Annotated in this window: 14 protein-coding genes, 1 tRNA gene and 1 rRNA gene; 7 read left to right on the top strand and 9 right to left on the bottom strand. The window is 58.4% G+C overall.

The window, feature by feature from the left end:
• Positions 1-48: 48 nt before the first annotated feature.
• Together JHC09_RS06270 and JHC09_RS06265 are read right to left on the bottom strand one after the other, a co-directional pair.
• Complete coding sequence (locus JHC09_RS06270; protein WP_199368606.1) at positions 49-306, bottom strand: hypothetical protein; 258 nt, start codon at positions 304-306, stop codon at positions 49-51.
• A 365-nt stretch (positions 307-671) separates the two neighbouring features.
• Positions 672-748, bottom strand: a tRNA-His gene (locus JHC09_RS06265).
• A 305-nt stretch (positions 749-1,053) separates the two neighbouring features.
• Between JHC09_RS06265 and JHC09_RS06260 the strand changes: the two genes are divergently transcribed.
• From JHC09_RS06260 to JHC09_RS06240, 5 genes are all read left to right on the top strand, one after another.
• The gene (locus JHC09_RS06260; RefSeq protein WP_199531255.1) at positions 1,054-3,849 is read left to right on the top strand and encodes an ATP-binding protein; all 2,796 of its coding nucleotides are present in this window, start codon (positions 1,054-1,056) and stop codon (positions 3,847-3,849) included.
• Between the two features lie 132 nt (positions 3,850-3,981).
• Positions 3,982-5,457: an ABC transporter substrate-binding protein gene (locus JHC09_RS06255; protein WP_199531254.1), complete on the top strand. Its 1,476-nt coding sequence runs from the start codon at positions 3,982-3,984 to the stop codon at positions 5,455-5,457.
• Between the two features lie 75 nt (positions 5,458-5,532).
• Positions 5,533-6,480, top strand: coding sequence for an ABC transporter permease (locus JHC09_RS06250; RefSeq protein ID WP_199531253.1), 948 nt, complete (start codon positions 5,533-5,535; stop codon positions 6,478-6,480).
• Positions 6,477-7,304 carry an ABC transporter permease gene (locus JHC09_RS06245; RefSeq protein WP_199531252.1) on the top strand — a complete coding sequence of 276 codons (828 nt, stop codon included), beginning with the start codon at positions 6,477-6,479 and terminating at the stop codon, positions 7,302-7,304. Before JHC09_RS06250 ends, JHC09_RS06245 begins: the two co-directional genes overlap by 4 nt.
• A 2-nt stretch (positions 7,305-7,306) precedes the next feature.
• Positions 7,307-8,872 (top strand): ABC transporter ATP-binding protein, encoded by a 1,566-nt coding sequence (locus JHC09_RS06240; RefSeq protein ID WP_199531251.1) that lies wholly within the window; start codon positions 7,307-7,309, stop codon positions 8,870-8,872.
• Here the strand turns inward: JHC09_RS06240 and JHC09_RS06235 are convergent.
• The 5 genes from JHC09_RS06235 to JHC09_RS06215 all read right to left on the bottom strand — a co-directional run bounded on the left by JHC09_RS06235 (position 8,869) and on the right by JHC09_RS06215 (position 14,434).
• Positions 8,869-10,182, bottom strand: coding sequence for a GH1 family beta-glucosidase (locus JHC09_RS06235; protein WP_199531250.1), 1,314 nt, complete (start codon positions 10,180-10,182; stop codon positions 8,869-8,871). The genes JHC09_RS06240 and JHC09_RS06235 overlap by 4 nt on opposite strands.
• Before the next feature lie 145 nt (positions 10,183-10,327).
• Positions 10,328-11,386 (bottom strand): Mrp/NBP35 family ATP-binding protein, encoded by a 1,059-nt coding sequence (locus JHC09_RS06230; protein ID WP_199531249.1) that lies wholly within the window; start codon positions 11,384-11,386, stop codon positions 10,328-10,330.
• Between the two features lie 82 nt (positions 11,387-11,468).
• Positions 11,469-12,653 carry an amino acid aminotransferase gene (locus JHC09_RS06225; RefSeq protein WP_199531248.1) on the bottom strand — a complete coding sequence of 395 codons (1,185 nt, stop codon included), beginning with the start codon at positions 12,651-12,653 and terminating at the stop codon, positions 11,469-11,471.
• Between the two features lie 96 nt (positions 12,654-12,749).
• Positions 12,750-13,676 carry an electron transfer flavoprotein subunit alpha/FixB family protein gene (locus JHC09_RS06220; RefSeq protein ID WP_199531247.1) on the bottom strand — a complete coding sequence of 309 codons (927 nt, stop codon included), beginning with the start codon at positions 13,674-13,676 and terminating at the stop codon, positions 12,750-12,752.
• Positions 13,676-14,434: an electron transfer flavoprotein subunit beta/FixA family protein gene (locus JHC09_RS06215; RefSeq protein WP_199531246.1), complete on the bottom strand. Its 759-nt coding sequence runs from the start codon at positions 14,432-14,434 to the stop codon at positions 13,676-13,678. Before JHC09_RS06215 ends, JHC09_RS06220 begins: the two co-directional genes overlap by 1 nt.
• 247 nt (positions 14,435-14,681) lie before the next feature.
• Here JHC09_RS06215 and JHC09_RS06210 point away from each other — a divergent pair, with 247 nt between their 5' ends.
• Together JHC09_RS06210 and JHC09_RS06205 are read left to right on the top strand one after the other, a co-directional pair.
• Complete coding sequence (locus tag JHC09_RS06210) at positions 14,682-15,851, top strand: M20 aminoacylase family protein (RefSeq protein ID WP_199531245.1); 1,170 nt, start codon at positions 14,682-14,684, stop codon at positions 15,849-15,851.
• 103 nt (positions 15,852-15,954) lie between these two features.
• The gene (locus tag JHC09_RS06205; RefSeq protein WP_199531244.1) at positions 15,955-17,025 is read left to right on the top strand and encodes an AbrB family transcriptional regulator; all 1,071 of its coding nucleotides are present in this window, start codon (positions 15,955-15,957) and stop codon (positions 17,023-17,025) included.
• A gap of 48 nt (positions 17,026-17,073) precedes the next feature.
• Here the strand turns inward: JHC09_RS06205 and JHC09_RS06200 are convergent, their stop codons facing one another.
• Both JHC09_RS06200 and rrf read right to left on the bottom strand, forming a co-directional pair.
• Entirely contained in the window at positions 17,074-18,738 is a 1,665-nt protein-coding gene (locus tag JHC09_RS06200) for an alpha-glucosidase family protein (protein WP_349236518.1), read from the bottom strand.
• Positions 18,739-19,154: 416 nt separating this feature from the next.
• A 5S ribosomal RNA gene (gene rrf, locus JHC09_RS06195) occupies positions 19,155-19,266 on the bottom strand; the annotation flags it as partial.

The raw sequence follows: 19,266 nt of genomic DNA, 5'->3' as shown, positions 1-19,266 counted from the left end.
CTGACAGGGCAGGCTCTATTCCGAAGCGATTCGGTTTAAACGTGGTCTTTACAGGCCGCGTATTTTTTTGCCTGCAATCAGCAGATCCTGATGCATCTTGGCAATTTGAGCCGGGCCGAAGCTCTGGCCATCCACTTTGAGCAAAGCACCACGCAGGTGCACAGGCGCGGCCTGCTCCATAGCGAAGCGCACCGCATTGCCGGAATTGCGGAAGTGACGCGGGCCCTGTGCCTTTGCCGCTGCGAGATCAGACCCCAAGAACAATTGACCGGGGGTATTCAAAATATTGGTTTTCATCATCTTCATCATCATGTCGTACGGCCAACAAAGCCGGCGTGGACGCGCTATGAGCGCCGTCCGCAGCTAAGTGTCGGCAGGATAGGGAAAGTGTGCGCTGCGGGCCCCAATGGCCGCGATAACCACGCAAAGCCTCAAAAGCTTGGCTTACGAACCGAACTATAAGAGGGGTGAAAGAGTTGCAGACCACTCGCGAAGGCCGAATTGCCGGAGAGTGGAACCTGACAGGTAGAAATGTAACCAGTCGATACAACACGACGGTTACGTAGGAATGATCGAGCGATTGTTCAAGAGATAGTCGGGAAACAATCGATCAGCGAAGCCGTATAACACGTTTCGCGCGCCCACCATACATCATTGTTATGATTTGGGGGTGGTACCACCTCTCGGGATCGAACCGAGGACCTCTAGATCCACAATCTAGCGCTCTAACCAACTGAGCTAAGGCGGCACACCGTCTGGGGAAGTGCTAAGCATTTCCCTCAACTTGGGCGGAACATACGGTCAGATTTTGCATCTGACAAGCACCGATTTTTAGCTGTGGACAGCGTGTCGCAATGTGCCCGGTTTCCGGCCCTCGTGACCAATAATTAGGGATCGGCACTTAACCATGCGGATAGAACAAAGATGTGATCTTGCGTGTCTGACTGGATTCGTTGTGGTGAGCACGTTATTGAAGTTTCATTAAGTATGCCCAAATCTTGTCCCGAAATGAGACAAGGGTTTAGGCGCTAAGGGATCGGACCGATACGGCCCATGAACGACAGCTGGACGACATTGCCGAATGCGGATCGCGTGCTTGCGCATGCTTCGGATTCGCGACCGTCATGGCTATGGTCTGGTGATGGGCAAACGCTGTTGTGGCACAACGCTGCCGCCGAGCTGTTTTTGGCGAAAGTGAAAAAAAGCGGTCTAAAGCGCACCCCCTTGGCCAAACCGATTAAGGGTCAGGTTCAGCGCACGATCCGCCTGGGGTCACAGGGCCGCACCAGTCTGGCGCGCATTCAGTTTCTAGCGGGTGAAAAGCCGACCTCTTCGACATGCGCGACCACGCCCCTCGCTTGGGAAAACGACGAGAGCGTGCTGCTCATCGTTGCCGTTGATCCGATTTCCGAAGAGGTTTTTGAGGCAGCGGGCGTTCTTCAGTTCGCCCAAGCTGCTGCTGAAGCCGAGCAACACGCCGTCGATACCGCGCAGACAGCTGAGGCTCCTGAGGCTCCTGAGGCTCCTGAGGCTCCTGAGGCTCCTGAGGCTCCTGAGGCTCCTGAGGCTCCTGAGGCTCCTGAGGCTCCTGAGGCTGAAACACGCGCCGACGAGCCGCAAGCGCAATCGAGCGACGCTCCACTCGAAATTGACCCTGAGGGGCTAGAGGCCGAAGACGCGTCGCTAGAACACGCCCTGCTGCCGATCGAGGCTGACCACACATATTTGCGTGAGCTGGAAAGCTGGCAGGAAACCGACGCTGAAGCGGTTTATGAACCAGCGCCGCTCCCGGACCTCGACCCCAGTATTGATGAGCCTGCACACTGGCAGGAGGCGCTAGATGCTGATTCCGCGCCTGTGCAAGTCACAGAGCCAGTTCAGCAAGCAACAAAGGTCGCACGTCGTCTCAGCGATCTGGTGGCCAAATTGTCCGAGGGCGATACGCTGTTTGCCCCGCTTACTGAGCGCGACGACACGCCTCCAGCGGTAACACAGCCCGCAGCAGTCACGGACACCTCCTCCACCATCCTCCAACTCGTCCCCGAAGACGAAGCTGTCGAGGCTGTCGAGGCTGTCGAGGCTGTCGAGGCTGTCGAGGAGCCACCCGAGTCGCCAAAACTGTTCAAGATCGTTGGTCGAGGGTTCGTCACGAACGATAAGCCGCGTGGCCCTTCGGAAACGGCGCGATTTGTGCTGAACAGCGAGGGCAACGGGCCTATCGAGAAGACAGAGAACGACACAGACCACGAGCCCGTTGCGGAACCTGTGCCGGACCTGGAAACGGTCGAGCGCGTCTCGCGCTACAATTTCGATGAACTCTCGCGCATTCTCAATGATCGCGTCGGTGGCTTGCCATCGCACGAAAATAAGGCCCGCCAGCCCCATGTGCCGCAGGTTGCGGGCTCTGGCGCGCTGATCAATCTTGGCGGCGAAACGCTGGTGCTGAACCGTTTGCCACTGGGCATTCTCGTGTTCCGCGACCAGCAGATTCTGTTTGCGAACCGCGCCATCACCGCAATGGTGGCCTATGAGAGCGTCGACGCTCTGCGTCAGGCTGGGCTCGGCGCTCTTTTCCCCTCGTTTGGCGGCGAAGACCGGCAGGCCGGCCCGATCAATCACCTCGTGCAGCGCGACGGCACTCTGGTGCCGGTCACCGCGCGCCTACAGTCTATCTCTTGGCAAGGCCGCCCCGCGCTTATGCTGTCTGCCAGCACGTCCGAAGTGCGCACCAGCCACGAAGATGCGGTGCGAGACTTTGCGCGCAGCTACGCTGATTTGCGCCAGGACGGCTATATCGAGGCGAACCGCTCCGGCGTGATCAGCGATGCCAATGATACGGCCACGCAAACGCTGGGTAGTGGCAAAGCGATTCTGGGCCGTCTGCTCTCCAGCATTGTGGCCGATGAGGACGCCCCAGCCCTCCGCCGCTTCATGGAGCGCCCTGCCCGTTTTGCTGAATCGGCTCGTCCATGCCTTGCCCTGCGTATGCGCGATGGCAAAGCCGACCTCTTGCTGTTCGCGCTCGGACAGGCAGGCATAATTTCGGGCTATTTTGGATTTGTGCGGAAGCGCGAAACCATGCCCGTCCGCACCAATTCTAGCGATGTAGATCCCGCTCTTCTGGGCCGTATCAGCCGTGGCGTTCGCCGTCCACTCAACACCATTATTGGTTTTTCCGACATCATGCGCACCAAGAGTTTTGGTGAACTGGATGATGATCGCTATGCCGGTTTTGCCGACGATATCGCGCGAGCCGGACAAGAAATTGCGGCGCTCGTCGATGAACTCGATGACTACTCGCGCTTGCGTGACGGGCGGTACATGCCGCAACGCGCGACTCTTGATTTGACGAGCCTTCTTGAAAGCTGCGTGATCCGCATTCGCGAGCAAGCCAGCACCGCGCGTGTCATCGTGCGCAACGCGATCTCGGAACAACTCCCCCGCGTCACCGCCGATAGAGCATCGCTGGCGCAGGCCGTGCTGAACCTTCTCGCCAGTGCAATCGACCAGACGCCCAAAGGCGGCGCAGTGGTGATTTCGGCGCATCGTCTGGACGATGGGGCTATCGCCATTCAGGTGCGCGACAGCTCGGCCCGAACCGTTGATCTGACGGAACGTTTCGTGGTCTTCCGCGATGGTCTGGACCGCGATGGCAAGAGCCTTGCCCCCGTCCGCTCAAGCGTTGGCCTCGCGCTGACCCGCTCGCTTTTGGCGGTCAATACAGTGACACTGACCGTTGATCCGGCAGGCAGCGATGGCATGTTGTTCAGCCTGCGCATCCCTTCTGACCTGATCGACGATCGACCACTCGTCATCGACAGCGAAACGCCATTCTCTCCGCAAGCTTAAGCCGAGTGCATAGCGCCTTTGCGGCGCCCACATAGGCGAAAAGTTTGACAGACAGGGGCGATGCGTGCGCAAAGCGTTTTGCCTATACATATCTCTGCCGAGACGTGGACAGTTCGGCCTCAGGAGACACCCATGACGATGACCAAATCCCTAGCGCTGGCCACCGCCGGCCTGATCTTGGCCACCACCGCCGCTTTGGCGCAACCGAGCGAGCTCAAGCTCGGCGTCGTATTGGAGCCACCAGCGCTCGACCCGACCGCAGGCACGGCTGAAGCCATCGACATCGTTGTGTTCCAGAACGTGTTTGAGGCGCTTGTGCGCATCGAACAGGATGGATCTGTGTCCCCCGGTCTGGCCAAGAGCTGGACCGTCTCCGAGGACGGCAAGTCCTACACCTTCGTGCTCAACGAAGGCGTGACCTTCCATGACGGCACGAGCTTTGACGCTGAAGACGTGAAGTTCACCTTTGATCGGATCTTGGCTGACGACAGCGTCAACGCACAGAAGGCGCTGTATCAGGTTATCGACAGCGTCAACGTGATTGATCCGCTCACCGTCGAGTTCACGCTCAAGCGTCAGGATGGCCTGTTTCTCTTCAACATTGGTCGTGGCGACGCTGTGATCGTTGCGCCCGAAAGCGCCGAGAACAATGCGAACGAACCGATCGGGACCGGTCCGCTGCATTTCGTGCAGTGGGATCGCGGCAGCCGCGTGGTTCTGGAAGCCAATGGCGCCTATTGGGGCAAGCCCTTGGCGCTCACCAAGGTGACCTATCGCTTTATCGGCGATACCGCGACCATGACCAATGCGCTCTTGGCAGGCGACATCGACGGCACCAATAATTTTGGTGCGGAGGCGCTGGCGATTTTTGAGAACAATCCGCAGTTCAAGATTGTCACCGGCACCACGGAAGGCGAGACCATTCTCTCGACCAACAACCAGCGTGACCCCTTCACCCATCTCAAGGTCCGTCAGGCGATGGCCCATGCCATCAATCGTGACGAGCTGGTGGCAGCCACCTATGGTTATGGCACGCCGATTGGCACCCATTTCGCGCCACACCACGCCGACTATCTCGACCTGACCGAGACCTATCCCTATGATTTGGAAAAGGCCAAGGCACTGCTCGCAGAAGCTGGCTTCCCCGATGGCTTCTCGGCAACGCTGAAGCTGCCACCGCCAGCTTATGCACGCACCTCCGGCCAGATCATCGCCAGCGAATTTGCCCAGATCGGCATCAAACTTGAGCTGATCAATATGGAATGGGCGCCTTGGCTGGAGGATGTGTTTGGCAACAAGGATTTCGACCTGACCATCATCAGCCATGTCGAGCCGTTCGATATTGGCATCTATGCCGACCCGAACTACTATTTCGGCTATGATAACCCGGAAGTTCAGGCCCTCAACGAGACGCTGAATGGCACAATCGATCCCGCCGAACGCAAGCGTATTGTGCAAGAGATCCAAACCATCATCGCCAAGGACGCCGTCAACGGTTACCTCTTTCAGCTGCCACAGACCGGCGTTTGGAACGCCAAGCTCGACGGCATGTGGCAAAACTCGCCGATTGAAGGCGTGGTGTTGCGCGACATTCACTGGACGGAATAAGCGACTGCTACAGGTCAGCCACAATTTTTCGATTTACGGCCTTCCCCGCAACCACGGGGAAGGTTTTTTGCTGTCGTGATCCTCTATCTCGCCCGCCGCATTGCCGGATTTGCCGCAACGCTCCTGATCGCAGCGCTGGTGATCTTTTTCCTGTTGAATCTGCTGCCCGGTGATCCGGCGCGCTTCATTCTGGGCATCAATGCGCGGGAAGAAACCGTCGCTGCGCTGCGCGCTCAAATGGGCCTTGATGCCCCCGCCTATCAGAGGTTTCTCACTTGGGTGTGGGGGATGATGAACGGCGATTTCGGCGTCTCGGCGACGCAGAAACAGCCGGTAATGCAGCTCATTGTTGAGCGACTGCAAGTGACCTTGCCGCTGACCGTTATCGCTATGATGGTCTCCGTCGTCATTGGCCTGCCCATTGGCATTTTGGCCGCGCAGAACCGCGGCAAGCCCGCCGACACGGCACTGATGATCGCTGCGCAAACGGGCGTCGCCATACCAAACTTCTGGTTCGGCATGTTACTGACGCTTTTTTTCTCAGTGTCGCTGCGCTGGCTGCCAACCGGGGGCTTTACGCCCTGGAGTGAGGATTTTGGCACGGCGGCGCGCGGCATGATCTTGCCCGGGCTCGCGCTTGCGCTACCACAAGCCTCCATTCTCGCACGCGTCATGCGCACGGCTCTGGTGGACATGGCGGGCCAAGATTTTATCCGCACGGCGCGCGCAAAGGGGCTCACCAAAAGCCAAGCGCTATGGCGGCATGGGGTGCGCAATGCCCTCTTGCCGGTGATGACCATCCTCGGGTTGCAGTTTGCTTTTCTCGTCGCTGGGACCATCATCGTCGAGAATGTTTTTTACCTTCCCGGACTCGGACGGCTGATCTTTACGGCGATTTCTGAGCGTGACCTCATCCTTGTGAGCGGGACGACAATGGTACTGGTTTTGGTGGTGAGCCTCACCATGCTGATCACCGATATTGCCTATGTGCTGATTGATCCGCGTTTGCGGGGGCACACATGAAACATATGCTTCGTCACCCCAGCCTCGTCATTGGCCTCAGCGCCGCGCTCGCGTTTGCGCTTTTGGGGCTGCTCTCGCTCATCTGGACGCCATACCCCATTGAGCAAATCGCCGTGTCACGTCGTTTCCAAGCCATGGGCGCCGAGCATTGGCTTGGTACCGATCAGCTTGGTCGCGACATGCTCTCGCTGATCATGAGTGGCACGCTGACGAGCTTTTCCGTAGCTGCCGTCGGCACACTCATTGGTCTCTGCATCGGTGTGCCGCTCGGCCTTGCAGCCGCGGCTTGGGGCGGCGCGGTTGAATGGCTGGTCTTACGGTTTTCCGACCTGACGTTCGCCTTTCCATCGGTGATTGTCGCCATTTTGATGACCACACTGATTGGGCCGGGCGAGATCAACGCGATGGTGGCCATTGGTATTTTCAACATACCCGTTTTTGCGCGTGTGGCACGCGGCGGTGCGCTCGCCGTCGCGACGCAGGATTTTGTGTCGGCCGCACGGCTCGCGGGCTTGGGCAATATCGCCATTTCGGCGCGACACCTGCTGCCCAACATCATGAGCCTGGTCATTGTGCAGGCGACCATTCAGCTCTCGCTCGGCATCCTCTCGGAAGCAGGGCTTTCCTACATTGGTCTTGGCACCCAACCGCCAGCGACCAGCCTCGGGCTGATGCTGCGCGACGCGCAGAGCCTCTTCCTCATTCAACCCATGCTGAGCATTATTCCAGGACTCACCATTGTGCTGATCGTCATTGCCCTCAACCTTGCTGGTGATGGGCTGCGCGATGCTATTGATCCGCGCTTGCGCCGTGAGGGGCTGTAACCATGGCGCTCATTGAGCTTGAAAATCTCACGATCCACTTTGGCTCCTACGCGGCAGTTGACGGCTTGAGCCTTTCGATTGCCAAGGGAGAGCGCTTCGGCATTATCGGGGAGAGTGGGTCTGGCAAATCGATGACGGCGATGGCCATTGCCGGCCTGTTGCCGGACCTTGCCAAACTCTCCGGTCGTATTCTGTTCGATGGCGCGCCGCTGCCGCAGAACGAGCAGGACATGGCGCGTCTGCGCGCGCAAAACATCGGCTTTGTTTTTCAAGAACCTATGACGGCGCTCAATCCGCTGATGAAGATCGGCAAACAGATTGAAGAAGCCCTTGTGCTCTCTGACGCACCAAAGCGCGGAGATACGGCCATTGCAGCGCTGCTCGACGAGGTCGGGCTTGAGGCCAAACACGCCGAGCGCTATCCGCACCAGCTTTCGGGCGGACAGCGCCAGCGCGCCATGATCGCTATGGCTTTGGCTGGCGAGCCGGAATTGCTGATTGCCGACGAACCAACCTCGGCGCTCGATGTGATCACGCAGCGCAAAGTGCTTGATCTGATCGCAGAGGTGAGCACGCGGCGGCAGATGACGCTTCTGTTCATCAGCCATGACATCAAGGCTGTGGCGGTGCTCTGCGAGCGCGTGGGCGTTATGCAGAAGGGCAAACTGGTCGAGATCGGCGCCACTGCCGATGTGATTGCCAATGCCAAGGACAGCTATACGCAAAAACTGCTCAAGGCGACGCGCATCGATCGCCTCACCGACGGGACATTTGTTGGCCCCGAGCCCCTTCTGAGCGTGGAAGCGGCGACGCGCGCATACGCACAGGGCGGACGCTTCTTCGGCCGCCAGGACCCGCTAAAAGCCGTTTCCGACGTCAGCTTTACTGTTGGGCGCGGCGAGTGCCTGGCGCTCGTTGGCCCGTCGGGCTGCGGCAAGACCACATTGGCACGCATGATCGTTGGTCTCGACAGCGCCACCTCGGGGCAGTTCGTGTTTGATGGAACGCGCTATCACGGCAAAGACCTGCCATCATCGCGCCGCGCCGACATTTCCTTGGTCTTCCAAGATCCCTTCGGGAGCTTTGATCCGCGCATGACCATCGGACAATCGCTTGGCGAGCCCCTGCCCTTGCGCGGTGCGCTCTCGCCACTTGACCGTCACGCGCGCCTTGTTGAGGCGATCAGCGCTGTTGGGCTCGATGCTAAAATGCTCGACCGCTACCCGCATGAATTTTCCGGCGGTCAGCGCCAACGCCTCGCCATTGCACGCGCCATGGTGACGCGACCAAAGCTTGTGGTGCTCGACGAACCGGTGTCGGCTCTCGACGTTTCCGTTCGCGGGGATATTTTGGCGCTGCTGGCAAAACTGCGCGCCGAGCATGGGTTGAGCTATCTCATCATCAGCCACGACCTCGACATGGTTGGCGCTATGGCCGATCGTGTGCTGGTGATGGAAAAGGGCCAAATCGTTGAAGAAGGCGTGCCGCAAAAGCTCTTCGCGCGGCCCCAGCACGCTCTGACGAAAGCGCTGGTGGCCGCACGATTGCCTGAGGTTTTCGCCGCTTAACGCGTGTTATGCAGCAAGCCTTGGAAGGCGCGGAAACTGGCCTTGGGCGTACGCTTTTGGGTTGCGTAATCGACATGCACGAGGCCAAAGCGCTTATTGTAGCCCTCCGCCCATTCGTAATTGTCGAGCAGTGACCAAGCGAAATAGCCACGCACATCGGCGCCTGCGGCCTGAGCCGTGCGCACGGCGTTGAGGTGATCTTCGTAATAGGTCACGCGGCGCGGATCATTGTCGCCTTCGACCTCGGCCATGCCGTTCTCGGTGATGTAGATCGGGATCTTGGTGTATTCGTCGGAGACGCGCACCAAGAGGTCGGTGAGACCCTGCGGGTAAATTTCCCAGCCAATATCGGTCTTTTCGAGCGGGCCTTTGACCTGCTCGGCTGGCACATTGGGGTTGGACGAGGCTTTGTAGAGCCCGCGCGTGTAGTAATTGATGCCGAGCCAATCGAGTGGACGCGAAACAACGCCCATATCGGCCTCATAGTTGGCTGGAAGATAAGGCGCGAGCCACTCGCGCAGCTCCTTGGGATATTCACCCTTGAAGACGCCGCCGAGATACCAGCGGTTGAACAGCGCATCGCCCATGTTGAAGGCGGCAAGGTCTTCGGGCTTGTCGGTGGCCGGTTCGGCCTTTTCCAAGTTCAGCACAATGCCGAGGTTTTTCGTGCCGGTGGCGCGTAGGGCGTCAATGGCGGTGCCGTGTGCGAAAAGCACATGATGCATAGCCCGTGCTGCAGCGCGTAAGTCGCGATAGCCGGGGGCGTGGGCACCAAGATAATGGCTGAGGAAAGCAACGCACCACGGCTCATTGATCGTGGCTGTGGCGTGTAGGCGATCACCGAATTTTTCTCCGATCAGTGTCGCGTAGTCGCCAAACCAATTGGCAATATCGCGGTTCATCCAACCGCCGCGATCCTGCAGGGTGGATGGCAGATCCCAGTGATAGAGCGTAGCGTATGGTTTGATGCCGCGTTCGAGCATGCCGTCGATGAGACGATCGTAAAAGTCGACGCCAGCCTGGTTTATCGCGCCAGTCCCTTCGGGAATGAGGCGCGGCCAAGAGAAGGAAAAGCGATAAGCGTCAAAGCCACCGTCTCGGATCAGATCGAGATCTTGCGGCCACAGTTCGTAGTGATTGCAGGCGTCGCGGCCGGTGTCACCATTGTGAACATTGCCAGCCGTCGCGGAAAAACTATCCCAAATAGAGGAGCCCCGGCCGTCTTTTTGGCCACCTTCAATCTGATAGGCGGCTGTCGCCACGCCAAAGGTGAAATTGGGACCGAAATCGTGACGATTGAACGAAAACATGGGCACTCCTCCTGCACTGGGGCAATCGGATAGCATTGGCGAAGCCCGTTATGCAATCGATATAAATGCGGTGTGCGAGTTGGTATGCCCCCACCTAACCTCCCCCGAATTCGGGGGAGGGATTGGGCTGGTGATGAGCGGGAGATCAGCGCAGCGTGGTGATCACTTTGCGCGCGATGGCGCGATAGGCTTGCGCTTCTGCGCCATCTGGTACTGCAACAACCGGAGGCGTGCCGGCGTCAGAATTTTCGCGGATCGACATGACCAAGGGAATCGCCCCGACAAAGGGAATGCCCATAGTTGCTGCGGCGCGTTCGGCCCCGCCAGAGCCAAAAATATCGTAGCGATTGCCGGTATCGGGAGCGATGAAATAGCTCATGTTTTCGATCAACCCGAGAACTGGCACCTGCATCTTGCCCAGCATGTCGATGGCCTTTTGCGCGTCGATGAGCGCCAAGTCCTGAGGCGTTGAGACAATCACCACACCATCGACAATAGTTTGCTGGAAGAGAGCTATGTGGATGTCGCCGGTGCCGGGCGGCAGGTCGATGACCAATACGTCGAGATCGCCCCAATCGGTTTCGCGCAGCAATTGGCGCAGCGCCGAGGTCGCCATTGGCCCGCGCCACACAACCGCCTGCCCTTCGACCAACATCGAGCCGATCGACATCACTTTTAAGCCATAGGCTTCGTGGGGCGTGAAAATGCCGTCATCGCGAATGGCGGGCTTGCCTTCAAGGCCGAGCAGTTTTGGCACGGAGGGGCCATAAAGGTCCGCGTCCAAAATGCCGACTTTTAGGCCTTCGGCGGCGAGCGAGAGAGCAAAGTTCACTGACGTGGTGGACTTGCCAACGCCCCCCTTGCCCGACCCAACGCAGATGATGCGCTTGATTCCATCGACCTTGGTTTTGCCCGGCGGGGTAGCCTTGCCATGCGAGAATTTTGCGACATTGGGCTTATCGCCCGTCACCGACACCAGAACCTTGCGCTCGCCACCAAGGGCTTGCGCGCGCTTGACCGCTTGCTCCCGCGTTGGCCCAAACGCAGCTTCCATGCCCGGCGCGACAGCAATCGCAAAAGCGATGGCGCTTGGCGTAACGATGATTTCGGAAAGCCCGGCATAGCTGGCGAGATCGCCGCCGCCGGGAATTTCGACCTCAGAAAGCGCGGCTTTAATGCGGGCGGCCAGTTCTACGTCAGCCATGGCGCTGCAATTCCTCGTTCTGGATCAAAAAATGATGCACCCACACAGAGGCGGGTGCATCAGCATACATCAGCTAAGACGCTTAGCGGCTAACGGCCAGAATAGCGTCAGCAAGTTCGCCCATCTTCGCTTCCGGCAGGCCGGCAACGTTGATGCGGCTGTCGCCAGTCATGTAGACGCCGTTTTCCTGCTTGAGCTTTTCGACCGCTTCATTGGTCAAGCCAAGCAGCGAGAACATGCCACGGTGGCTCGAGACGAAGTCGAAGTCCGTGCTGTTGGAGCGTTCGCGGATCGCTGCGGAAAGCTTTTCGCGCAGATAGATCATGCGATTGCGCATTTCGGTCAGCTCGGTTTCCCACTCGGCCCGCAGTGCGGCGTCGGTGAGAATGGTGCGTATGACTTCAGCGCCGTGATCAGGTGGCTGCGAATAGGCGCCGCGAACGACGTTGAGCATCTGCGAATTGGCAATATCGGCTTCAGCGGCATTGCGGGCAACCAAAATGGCCGCGCCAACGCGTTCCTTGTAGAGGCCAAAATTCTTCGAGCCCGAGAAGGCGAGAACCGCTTCTGGCACGGCAGCGATGACCTTACGAGTGCCATAGGCATCAGCTTCGATGCCATCGCCAAAGCCGAGATAGGCGAGATCGATAAATGGCAGTGCGCCAGTGCGGACGAGGCTATCAGCGACCTGATCCCACTGGGCCGGGGTCAGGTTTGCGCCAGTTGGGTTGTGGCAGCAGCCGTGCAGCAGCACAACATCGCCAGCCTTGAGGCCGTTGAGTGTCGCCAGCATCTCTTCGAACTTTACGCCACGCGTTTCAGTGTCGAAGTACGGATAGGTCTTGAGATCAAAACCGGCCTGCTTTGCCATTGGCACGTGGTTGGCCCAAGTTGGGTCAGACACATAGAACGAAGCACCCGGACGCGCGCGGGTGATCAGCTGCATCAGCACCCAGAGCGAACCTGTGCCGCCTGGCGTCTGCGCGATACGAACACGCGAGCGATCCAGGCCATCTTCAAAGATGAGATCGAGCACAGCGGCGCCAAAGCCCTTGTTGCCCGCGATGCCAAGGTAGGTTTTGGTTTTTTCGTTCGAAAGAATACGCTCTTCAGCTTTACGAACCGAAGTCATGACCGGGGTCACGCCCTTCTCGTCTTTGTAAACGCCTACGCCAAGATCAATCTTGGAGGAACGCTGGTCAGCGGCATATTCGCCCATGAGCGCAAGGATCTTGTCGCTCGGGGCCTGAGTAAGTGTTTCGAACATTGTGCTTCGTCCGGTGAAAAGGCACGGCCTTTATAGGCCGGGCCGGGATTTTTGCAATTGCAAGCTGGGCAAGAAGCGTTCGCCTCTCGCGCGGACTTAACCGCGCCGGGATACGCCAAGATTTTGCAGTTCTGCTGTGAGCTGGGGAACGATCTCGAAAAGATCACCAATCAGCGCCAGATCCGCGATTTTAACAATCGGGGCCTCTGGGTCCTTGTTGATCGCGATGATCTTCTTGGCCCCCTGGATACCTGCCAAATGCTGCAAGGCTCCAGAGATGCCGACGGCGATATAAATATCTGGAGCGATGATTTTTCCGGTTTGCCCCACCTGCCAATCATTGGGGGCGTAGCCCGCATCAACCGCCGCGCGAGTCGCGCCAACGGCGGCACCCAACACAGCGCCAAGATTTTCGATGAGCTTGAACCCCTCAGCCGATCCGACTGACACGCCACCACCAACGACGATTTGTGCCGTCGAAAGATCTGGCACGTCACTTTCGGTGCGGTGCTGCGCGATCAATCGGGCTGCTGCGGGGACAGTGGAAGAAAGGGTTTCGACAGGCGCCGAACCAGTTCCGGCGACAGGGCGGAAGGCAGAGGCCCGGACGGTGAGGACATGCTTTGCCTGACTGTCAGAAACCGTTTCGAGCGCATTGCCCGCATAGACCGGACGCACGAAGCGGCTTGCACCTTCAATAGCGATAATGTCGGTAACCGGTTGAATGTCGAGTTTTGCAGCGAGGCGCGGCATCACATCCTTGCCTACGCTCGAAGCGCTGGCGACGATGTAGTCGTAGTTAGGCGCGAGGCTTTCGAGCAGCGCAGCGATGGCTTTGGCCTCAAGCGGAACGGCCGCTGAAATCACCTTAGCGACACCCTGTAGAGCGGACGCTGCCGATGTTGCTGCAGGATCAAGCACCAATAGATCAACCGCGCCGAGTTGTGCGGCCGCGCCAACGACGCGAGCTGTTGCGGGGGAAAGCTGGGTGTTGTCGAGATCAGCGAGAACAAGAACGCTCATTAGATTGCCTCCAGCTCGTTGATATCTGCCGCGATAAGGGCGGCTAGCTCGGTTGCAGACGCAACACTTGTCCCGGCCACGCGCTCAGGAGGCGGTGTTGTTTTTTCCACGGTCAGGCGCGGGGTGAGGTCAACGCCGAATTCACTCACGGCGCGAACAGCGAGCGGCTTGGATCGCGCCTTCATGACCATCGGCAAAGCGGCATTGCGCGGGGTGTTGAGGCGTAGGTCAGCGGTGACAATGGCGGGCAGACTGATCGCGATCGTCTCGCGCCCATAATCCACTTCGCGGGTAACTTCCAAATCGCTGCCCGCAATTTTGATCTCGGATGCAAATGTCGCCTGCGGCCGATCAGTCAGCGCTGCCAACATTTGCCCAACGTGATTGCTGTCATCATCGACGGCCTGCTTGCCCAAAAGCACGAGGTCAGGCTGTTCTTCCTCGACGACCTTAGCCAGCAGCTTAGCAATGGTCAGCGTTTCCAATGCCTGATCGGTTTCGACCAGAATGCCGCGATGCGCGCCCATGGCGAGGGCGGTGAGGATGACGTCATTGGCAGGTTTGGGGCCGATGGAGACGATCACCACTTCAGTGGCGTGCCCAGCCTCCGCCAATTGCACAGCAGCTTCAACCGCGTGCTTACAGAACGGGTTCATCGACATGCGGACGCCCGTGGTTTCGACGCCCGTACCATCGGGGCGAACGCGAATGCGTACGTTGTGGTCAACCACACGTTTTACCGCGACGAGGATTTTCATGAGCTACTCCGTCATACCGGAGTTTCAATCGCAAAAATGGCTGGGGCGAGCAACCCAAAGCAAAGGAAATTTGGGCTAACACCGTCAGCTTTGTTGGAAAAGCAAACCGGTCTGTAAGCCTTTGTCGCCTCACCTACTCGGAAAGGCACAAAATACACTTGCACCAGCGCCGCCATGGCGCGCAAAAACTTGACGGCGAGGGACAGGACAGAGACACTGCCATGTCTTCCCCTGCTTTGGTTTGCCTATGCCTATCCTCAACCGCATTGCTGAATTCCATGACGAAATCACCGCTTGGCGCCGCGACCTGCACGCCCATCCGGAGATTTTGTTCGACGTTCATCGCACTGCGGGCATTGTCGCCGAAAAACTCAAGGAATTCGGCGCGGACGAGGTGGTCACAGGCGTTGGCCGGACGGGGGTTGTGGCCGTTATTAACGGGCGCACCAACACTTCGGGACGCTCGATTGGGCTGCGCGCAGATATGGATGCGCTGACGATTTTCGAAAAGACCAACGCGCCATATGCCTCCACCGTGGAGGGCAAGATGCACGCCTGTGGGCATGACGGTCACACCTCCATGCTGCTCGGCGCTGCAAAATATCTGGCAGAGACACGCAATTTTGATGGTCGTGTTGTGCTGATTTTCCAGCCAGCCGAAGAAGGTGGCGGCGGCGGCAAGGTCATGCTTGATGATGGGCTGCTCGAGCGCTTCCCCGTGGATGAATTCTACGGCATGCACAATTGGCCCGGACTGCCGCTCGGCCATTTCGCTATACGCACGGGCGGCATCATGGCCGCGACCGACCGGTTCTATATTACCATCAATGGCCAGGGTGGCCACGCGGCGCGTCCTCAGCAGACCATCGACCCGATCATCGTCGCGACCCAAATGGTCACCGCCTTGCAGTCTATCGTCTCCCGCAATTTGAGCCCGCTGGATAATGCGGTGCTCAGCGTCACCATGATCGAAGCGGGTGAAGCCGACAACGTCATTTCCAGCACCGCAAAAGTAACCGGTACAGTGCGGACGCTCGATGGAAAGGTCCAAGACTTCATTGAGCAGCGCCTCACCGAATTGGTTCCGCAATTTGCCCAGAGCTTTGGCGCGACAGCGACCATTCGGTATGCACGCGGCTACCCTGTCACGGTCAATACGGCCGATCAGACCGCCTTCGCTGCCGCCGTTGCGCGCGATGTCGTTGGCCCCGACCGGGTAAACGACGATTGCGAACCCTCAATGGGCGGAGAAGATTTCTCCTTCATGCTCAATGAGCGTCCCGGCGCTTACATCTTCATCGGCAATGGGGCGAGCAGCGAATTACACACCGACACTTACGACTTCAACGATGATGCCATTCCTGTCGGCGTGAGCTACTGGGCGCGGCTTATCGAAAAAGCCCTGCCCGTCCGCTAAGGATAGCGTTGATACACACCCAAACCGTCTCTTGTTTCCAAGAGGCGGTTTTTTTTGAAGCACCGCGCCACTGCCCCCGCGTTCGGCGTGTCTGAGAGCCCAGATGTCCGCAACAGCCTCATTGTCCGCCGCGCGAAGCGGGGTGCTCACACTTGCCACTCTGCTGATTGCCATTTTGGGCGGGGTCAGCGCCGAGCTCATCGGCTTTCCAGCAGGCTGGCTGATGGGCAGCGCAATCAGCGTCAGTATTGCGGCGATGCTCAAACTCCCGGTCACCGTGCCCGATTGGTTGCGAGACCTCATTTTTGTATTCATTGGCGTTTCTATGGGCGCCAGCGTCGCGCCCAATAGTTTGGAGTTGCTCGGACAATGGCCGGTGTCGCTGGCGGCGCTGGCGCTAGAGTTGATCATCATCGTGCTGGTCACTGGCTGGCTGCTGACCAAGCTTTTTAAGCTCGATGCGGGCACAGCCTATTTGAGCTCGTTTCCCGGCCACCTGTCCTTCGTTCTAGGGATTGCCGCAACCGGCATCGGCAATGCCCGACAAATCGTCATCATCCAGGTGATGCGCGTTCTATTCCTCACCATCGCAGTCCCCATCGGCGCGATGTTCCTGCCCGTGCAAGCGCCTGATCTGGCGGCCGCCAGAGATCCCCTTTCGATAGCCCAGATCTTGCTGCTCGCGCTGTGTTGCGCCCTCGTGGGCCTCGTTTTCGTGAAACTCAAAATCCCCGCAGGCATGGTGCTGGGTGCTATGGCAGCCGCAACAATCGCCAAGCTGGGCGGTGCCTACAGCCAGCCCCTGCCCGACCCACTCGTCGTCACCATCTTCATCCTCACCGGCGCCCTGATCGGCTCACGGTTTATCGGGATCACTTGGCTAGAATTTAAAGCCGCCGCGCTCGGTGGGGTTATCGCTACAGCCGTGATGTTGGTGATCGTCACCGCCATGGCCTATGGCGTCGCGCAATTGGTCGACATTCCCATGGCACAAATTTGGCTCGCCCTCTCGCCCGGTGCACTCGAAGGCGTCGGCGCTTTAGCGATCGCCATGGGCTATGACACCGCCTTCATCGCGGCGCATCACGTCATCCGTCTGCTGCTTTTGAGTTTCGCTATTCCAACCGTTGCCTTGTTCATTCGCCGTTTGGAGGCAAAAGAAAAGGGGCACTAATGCCCCCTCTCCCCGCTCGATGAGACAACCGCCTCTTGGCGGAGTAACTCACTCCGCCGCAACTGCAGGGGCTGGCGCTCGATAGGCCACCGAACCTTCGCCCGCAGGCACTAGCAAAACCGCCGTTCCGTTCGCCCCCAAATCAATCGCTGTGCCGCTCACAACCGCATTGTGACTAACAGGTTCTAGCGCCAAATAGACCCCTGCAAAGTCCACCGACCGCGCTTCCGGCGATAGGTTGAAGACGCAGATCACATCCTGATCCCCTGCCGAACGGCGGAAAGCAAGGACTGGCTCGTCGGTGTCAAAGAATGCGATATCACCCGTCAGCAGCGCCGGATGTGCCTTCCGCCACGCAATTAGCTTGCGGAAGAAATTGAGGGTCGAGCTTGGATCAGCGTTCTGAACGTCAACCGCAAGTTCCAAATGCGCGTGCTTAATCGGCAGCCATGGCGTTCCTGATGTGAACCCACCATGTGTTTTATGGGCCTGCCAGGGCATTGGCGTGCGGCAGCCGTCGCGCCCCTTATCACCAGGCCAGAAACGCTTACCACGCGGGTCGACCAGTTCTTCAAACCGAATATCAGCCTCAGGCAGGCCCAGTTCTTCGCCCTGATAAATGCCGACTGTGCCCTTGACGGTCATGACCAGAACCGCGGCCTGCCGGCTCAGATCCTCGCGCGACACAGCATGCTGGGCCCAACGGGTCATCGGGCGAATAACGTCGTGATTGGAGAGGCTCCAACACGGCCAACCCGTTTCGCCACCCGCAAAAAATGCTTCCAACTTCGAGCGGAAGTGTTCGGCCGTAAAGATGGGGCTGAGGAAATCGAAAGAATAGCACATGTGCAGCAGATCAGTGCCGGAGGTATAAGCCTTCATCAGCTCAACCCCACGCTCATCATCGCCCACCTCGCCGACCGAAGTCGCGCCGGGATATTCGTTCAGCAGCGCCCGCACGCGCTTCAACCAAGCGACATTGTCCAGTTGAGACTTATCAAAGTGGTGGGACTGCATGTCGTAAGGATTGGTGAGCGGCTGCCCATCGGGAGTCGGCAAGGCGGGGTTCGAGCGGAGCTTTGCGTCATGGAAATAGTAGTTCACCGTGTCGAGACGGAACCCATCTAATCCACGGTTGAGCCAGAACCGCATTGTATCCAACACCGCGTCTTGAACATCGGGGTTATGGAAGTTGAGGTCAGGCTGGGACGTCAGAAAATTGTGCAGGTAATACTGCTTACGCGCCGTATGCCATTCCCAGGACGACCCACCAAAAACCGAGAGCCAGTTATTTGGCGGGGAGCCATCTGGTTTGGCGTCGGCCCAGACATACCAGTCAGCCTTTGCGTTATCGCGTGAGAAAGCAGATTCCTTAAACCATGGGTGCTGATCAGAGGTGTGGCTCACCACCTGATCCATAATCACCTTGATCCCTAGGCTATGCGCCTTCCCGATCAACACGTCGAAATCTTCCAAGGTCCCAAACAGCGGGTCGACCTGCTTATAGTCAGACACGTCATAACCCATGTCCGCTTGCGGCGATTGGGTGATCGGCGACAGCCAAATGCAGTCAACACCGAGACTTGCGATATGATCGAGCCGGTCGATGATGCCGGGAAGATCGCCCATCCCATCGCCACTGCTATCCTCAAACGATCTGGGGTAGACCTGATAAATAACCCCGCCACGCCACCACTCAGTCATCGTCCGCATGCCTCATCTAAGCTGCGCCCAAAGCGCTTTGAATGCTTGCCACACTAATCTGTTCTCTGCGGTCTGTTAACTGCCCATCACGCAGCTGTGGTCGACGCGCGCGAGATGATTATTCGGCGCCAAAGATCCCAAAACCATTAGGCCATAAGAACTTATGGAACTTCATGACCATAGTCCTCTACCGCCCTTGCGGATGGAGCTTTGTGAATTATCGGAAGAACTCTTCTTACCTCGCCCCTAGGGGGAGAGGTCGGCCCTCTTGGGCCGGGTGAGGGGGCCTTTCGGCAAGCACCGCTCTAGACATGGAGCTCCGCCAGGTAGGGGTGACGAAGTCACAAACGCAAAAAGCCCCGCTGGTGAGCGGGGCTTTTGTATTTGGTTTAGATGATCGTAGAGAGATTTTATGTTTTTGGCAGACCTTGCAGTGACCTACTCTCCCAAGTCTTGAGACTTAGTACCATTGGCGCGGAGGAATTTGACGGTCGAGTTCGGGATGGGATCGGGTCTTGGGCTCCTCGCAAGAACCAC

It is taken from the genome of Devosia sp. MC532, from assembly GCF_016461625.1.
In the GTDB taxonomy this organism is placed as follows: Bacteria; Pseudomonadota; Alphaproteobacteria; order Rhizobiales; family Devosiaceae; genus Devosia.
This window is presented reverse-complemented; position numbering and strand designations above follow the sequence as displayed.

Coding starts and splice junctions, on each gene's coding strand:
- JHC09_RS06270 (WP_199368606.1), bottom strand. CDS start 306: ATGAAGATGATGAAAACCAATATTTTGAATACCCCCGGTCAATTGTTC.
- JHC09_RS06260 (WP_199531255.1), top strand. CDS start 1,054: ATGAACGACAGCTGGACGACATTGCCGAATGCGGATCGCGTGCTTGCG.
- JHC09_RS06255 (WP_199531254.1), top strand. CDS start 3,982: ATGACGATGACCAAATCCCTAGCGCTGGCCACCGCCGGCCTGATCTTG.
- JHC09_RS06245 (WP_199531252.1), top strand. CDS start 6,477: ATGAAACATATGCTTCGTCACCCCAGCCTCGTCATTGGCCTCAGCGCC.
- JHC09_RS06240 (WP_199531251.1), top strand. CDS start 7,307: ATGGCGCTCATTGAGCTTGAAAATCTCACGATCCACTTTGGCTCCTAC.
- JHC09_RS06235 (WP_199531250.1), bottom strand. CDS start 10,182: ATGTTTTCGTTCAATCGTCACGATTTCGGTCCCAATTTCACCTTTGGC.
- JHC09_RS06230 (WP_199531249.1), bottom strand. CDS start 11,386: ATGGCTGACGTAGAACTGGCCGCCCGCATTAAAGCCGCGCTTTCTGAG.
- JHC09_RS06225 (WP_199531248.1), bottom strand. CDS start 12,653: ATGTTCGAAACACTTACTCAGGCCCCGAGCGACAAGATCCTTGCGCTC.
- JHC09_RS06220 (WP_199531247.1), bottom strand. CDS start 13,676: ATGAGCGTTCTTGTTCTCGCTGATCTCGACAACACCCAGCTTTCCCCC.
- JHC09_RS06215 (WP_199531246.1), bottom strand. CDS start 14,434: ATGAAAATCCTCGTCGCGGTAAAACGTGTGGTTGACCACAACGTACGC.
- JHC09_RS06210 (WP_199531245.1), top strand. CDS start 14,682: ATGCCTATCCTCAACCGCATTGCTGAATTCCATGACGAAATCACCGCT.
- JHC09_RS06205 (WP_199531244.1), top strand. CDS start 15,955: ATGTCCGCAACAGCCTCATTGTCCGCCGCGCGAAGCGGGGTGCTCACA.
- JHC09_RS06200 (WP_349236518.1), bottom strand. CDS start 18,738: ATGCGGACGATGACTGAGTGGTGGCGTGGCGGGGTTATTTATCAGGTC.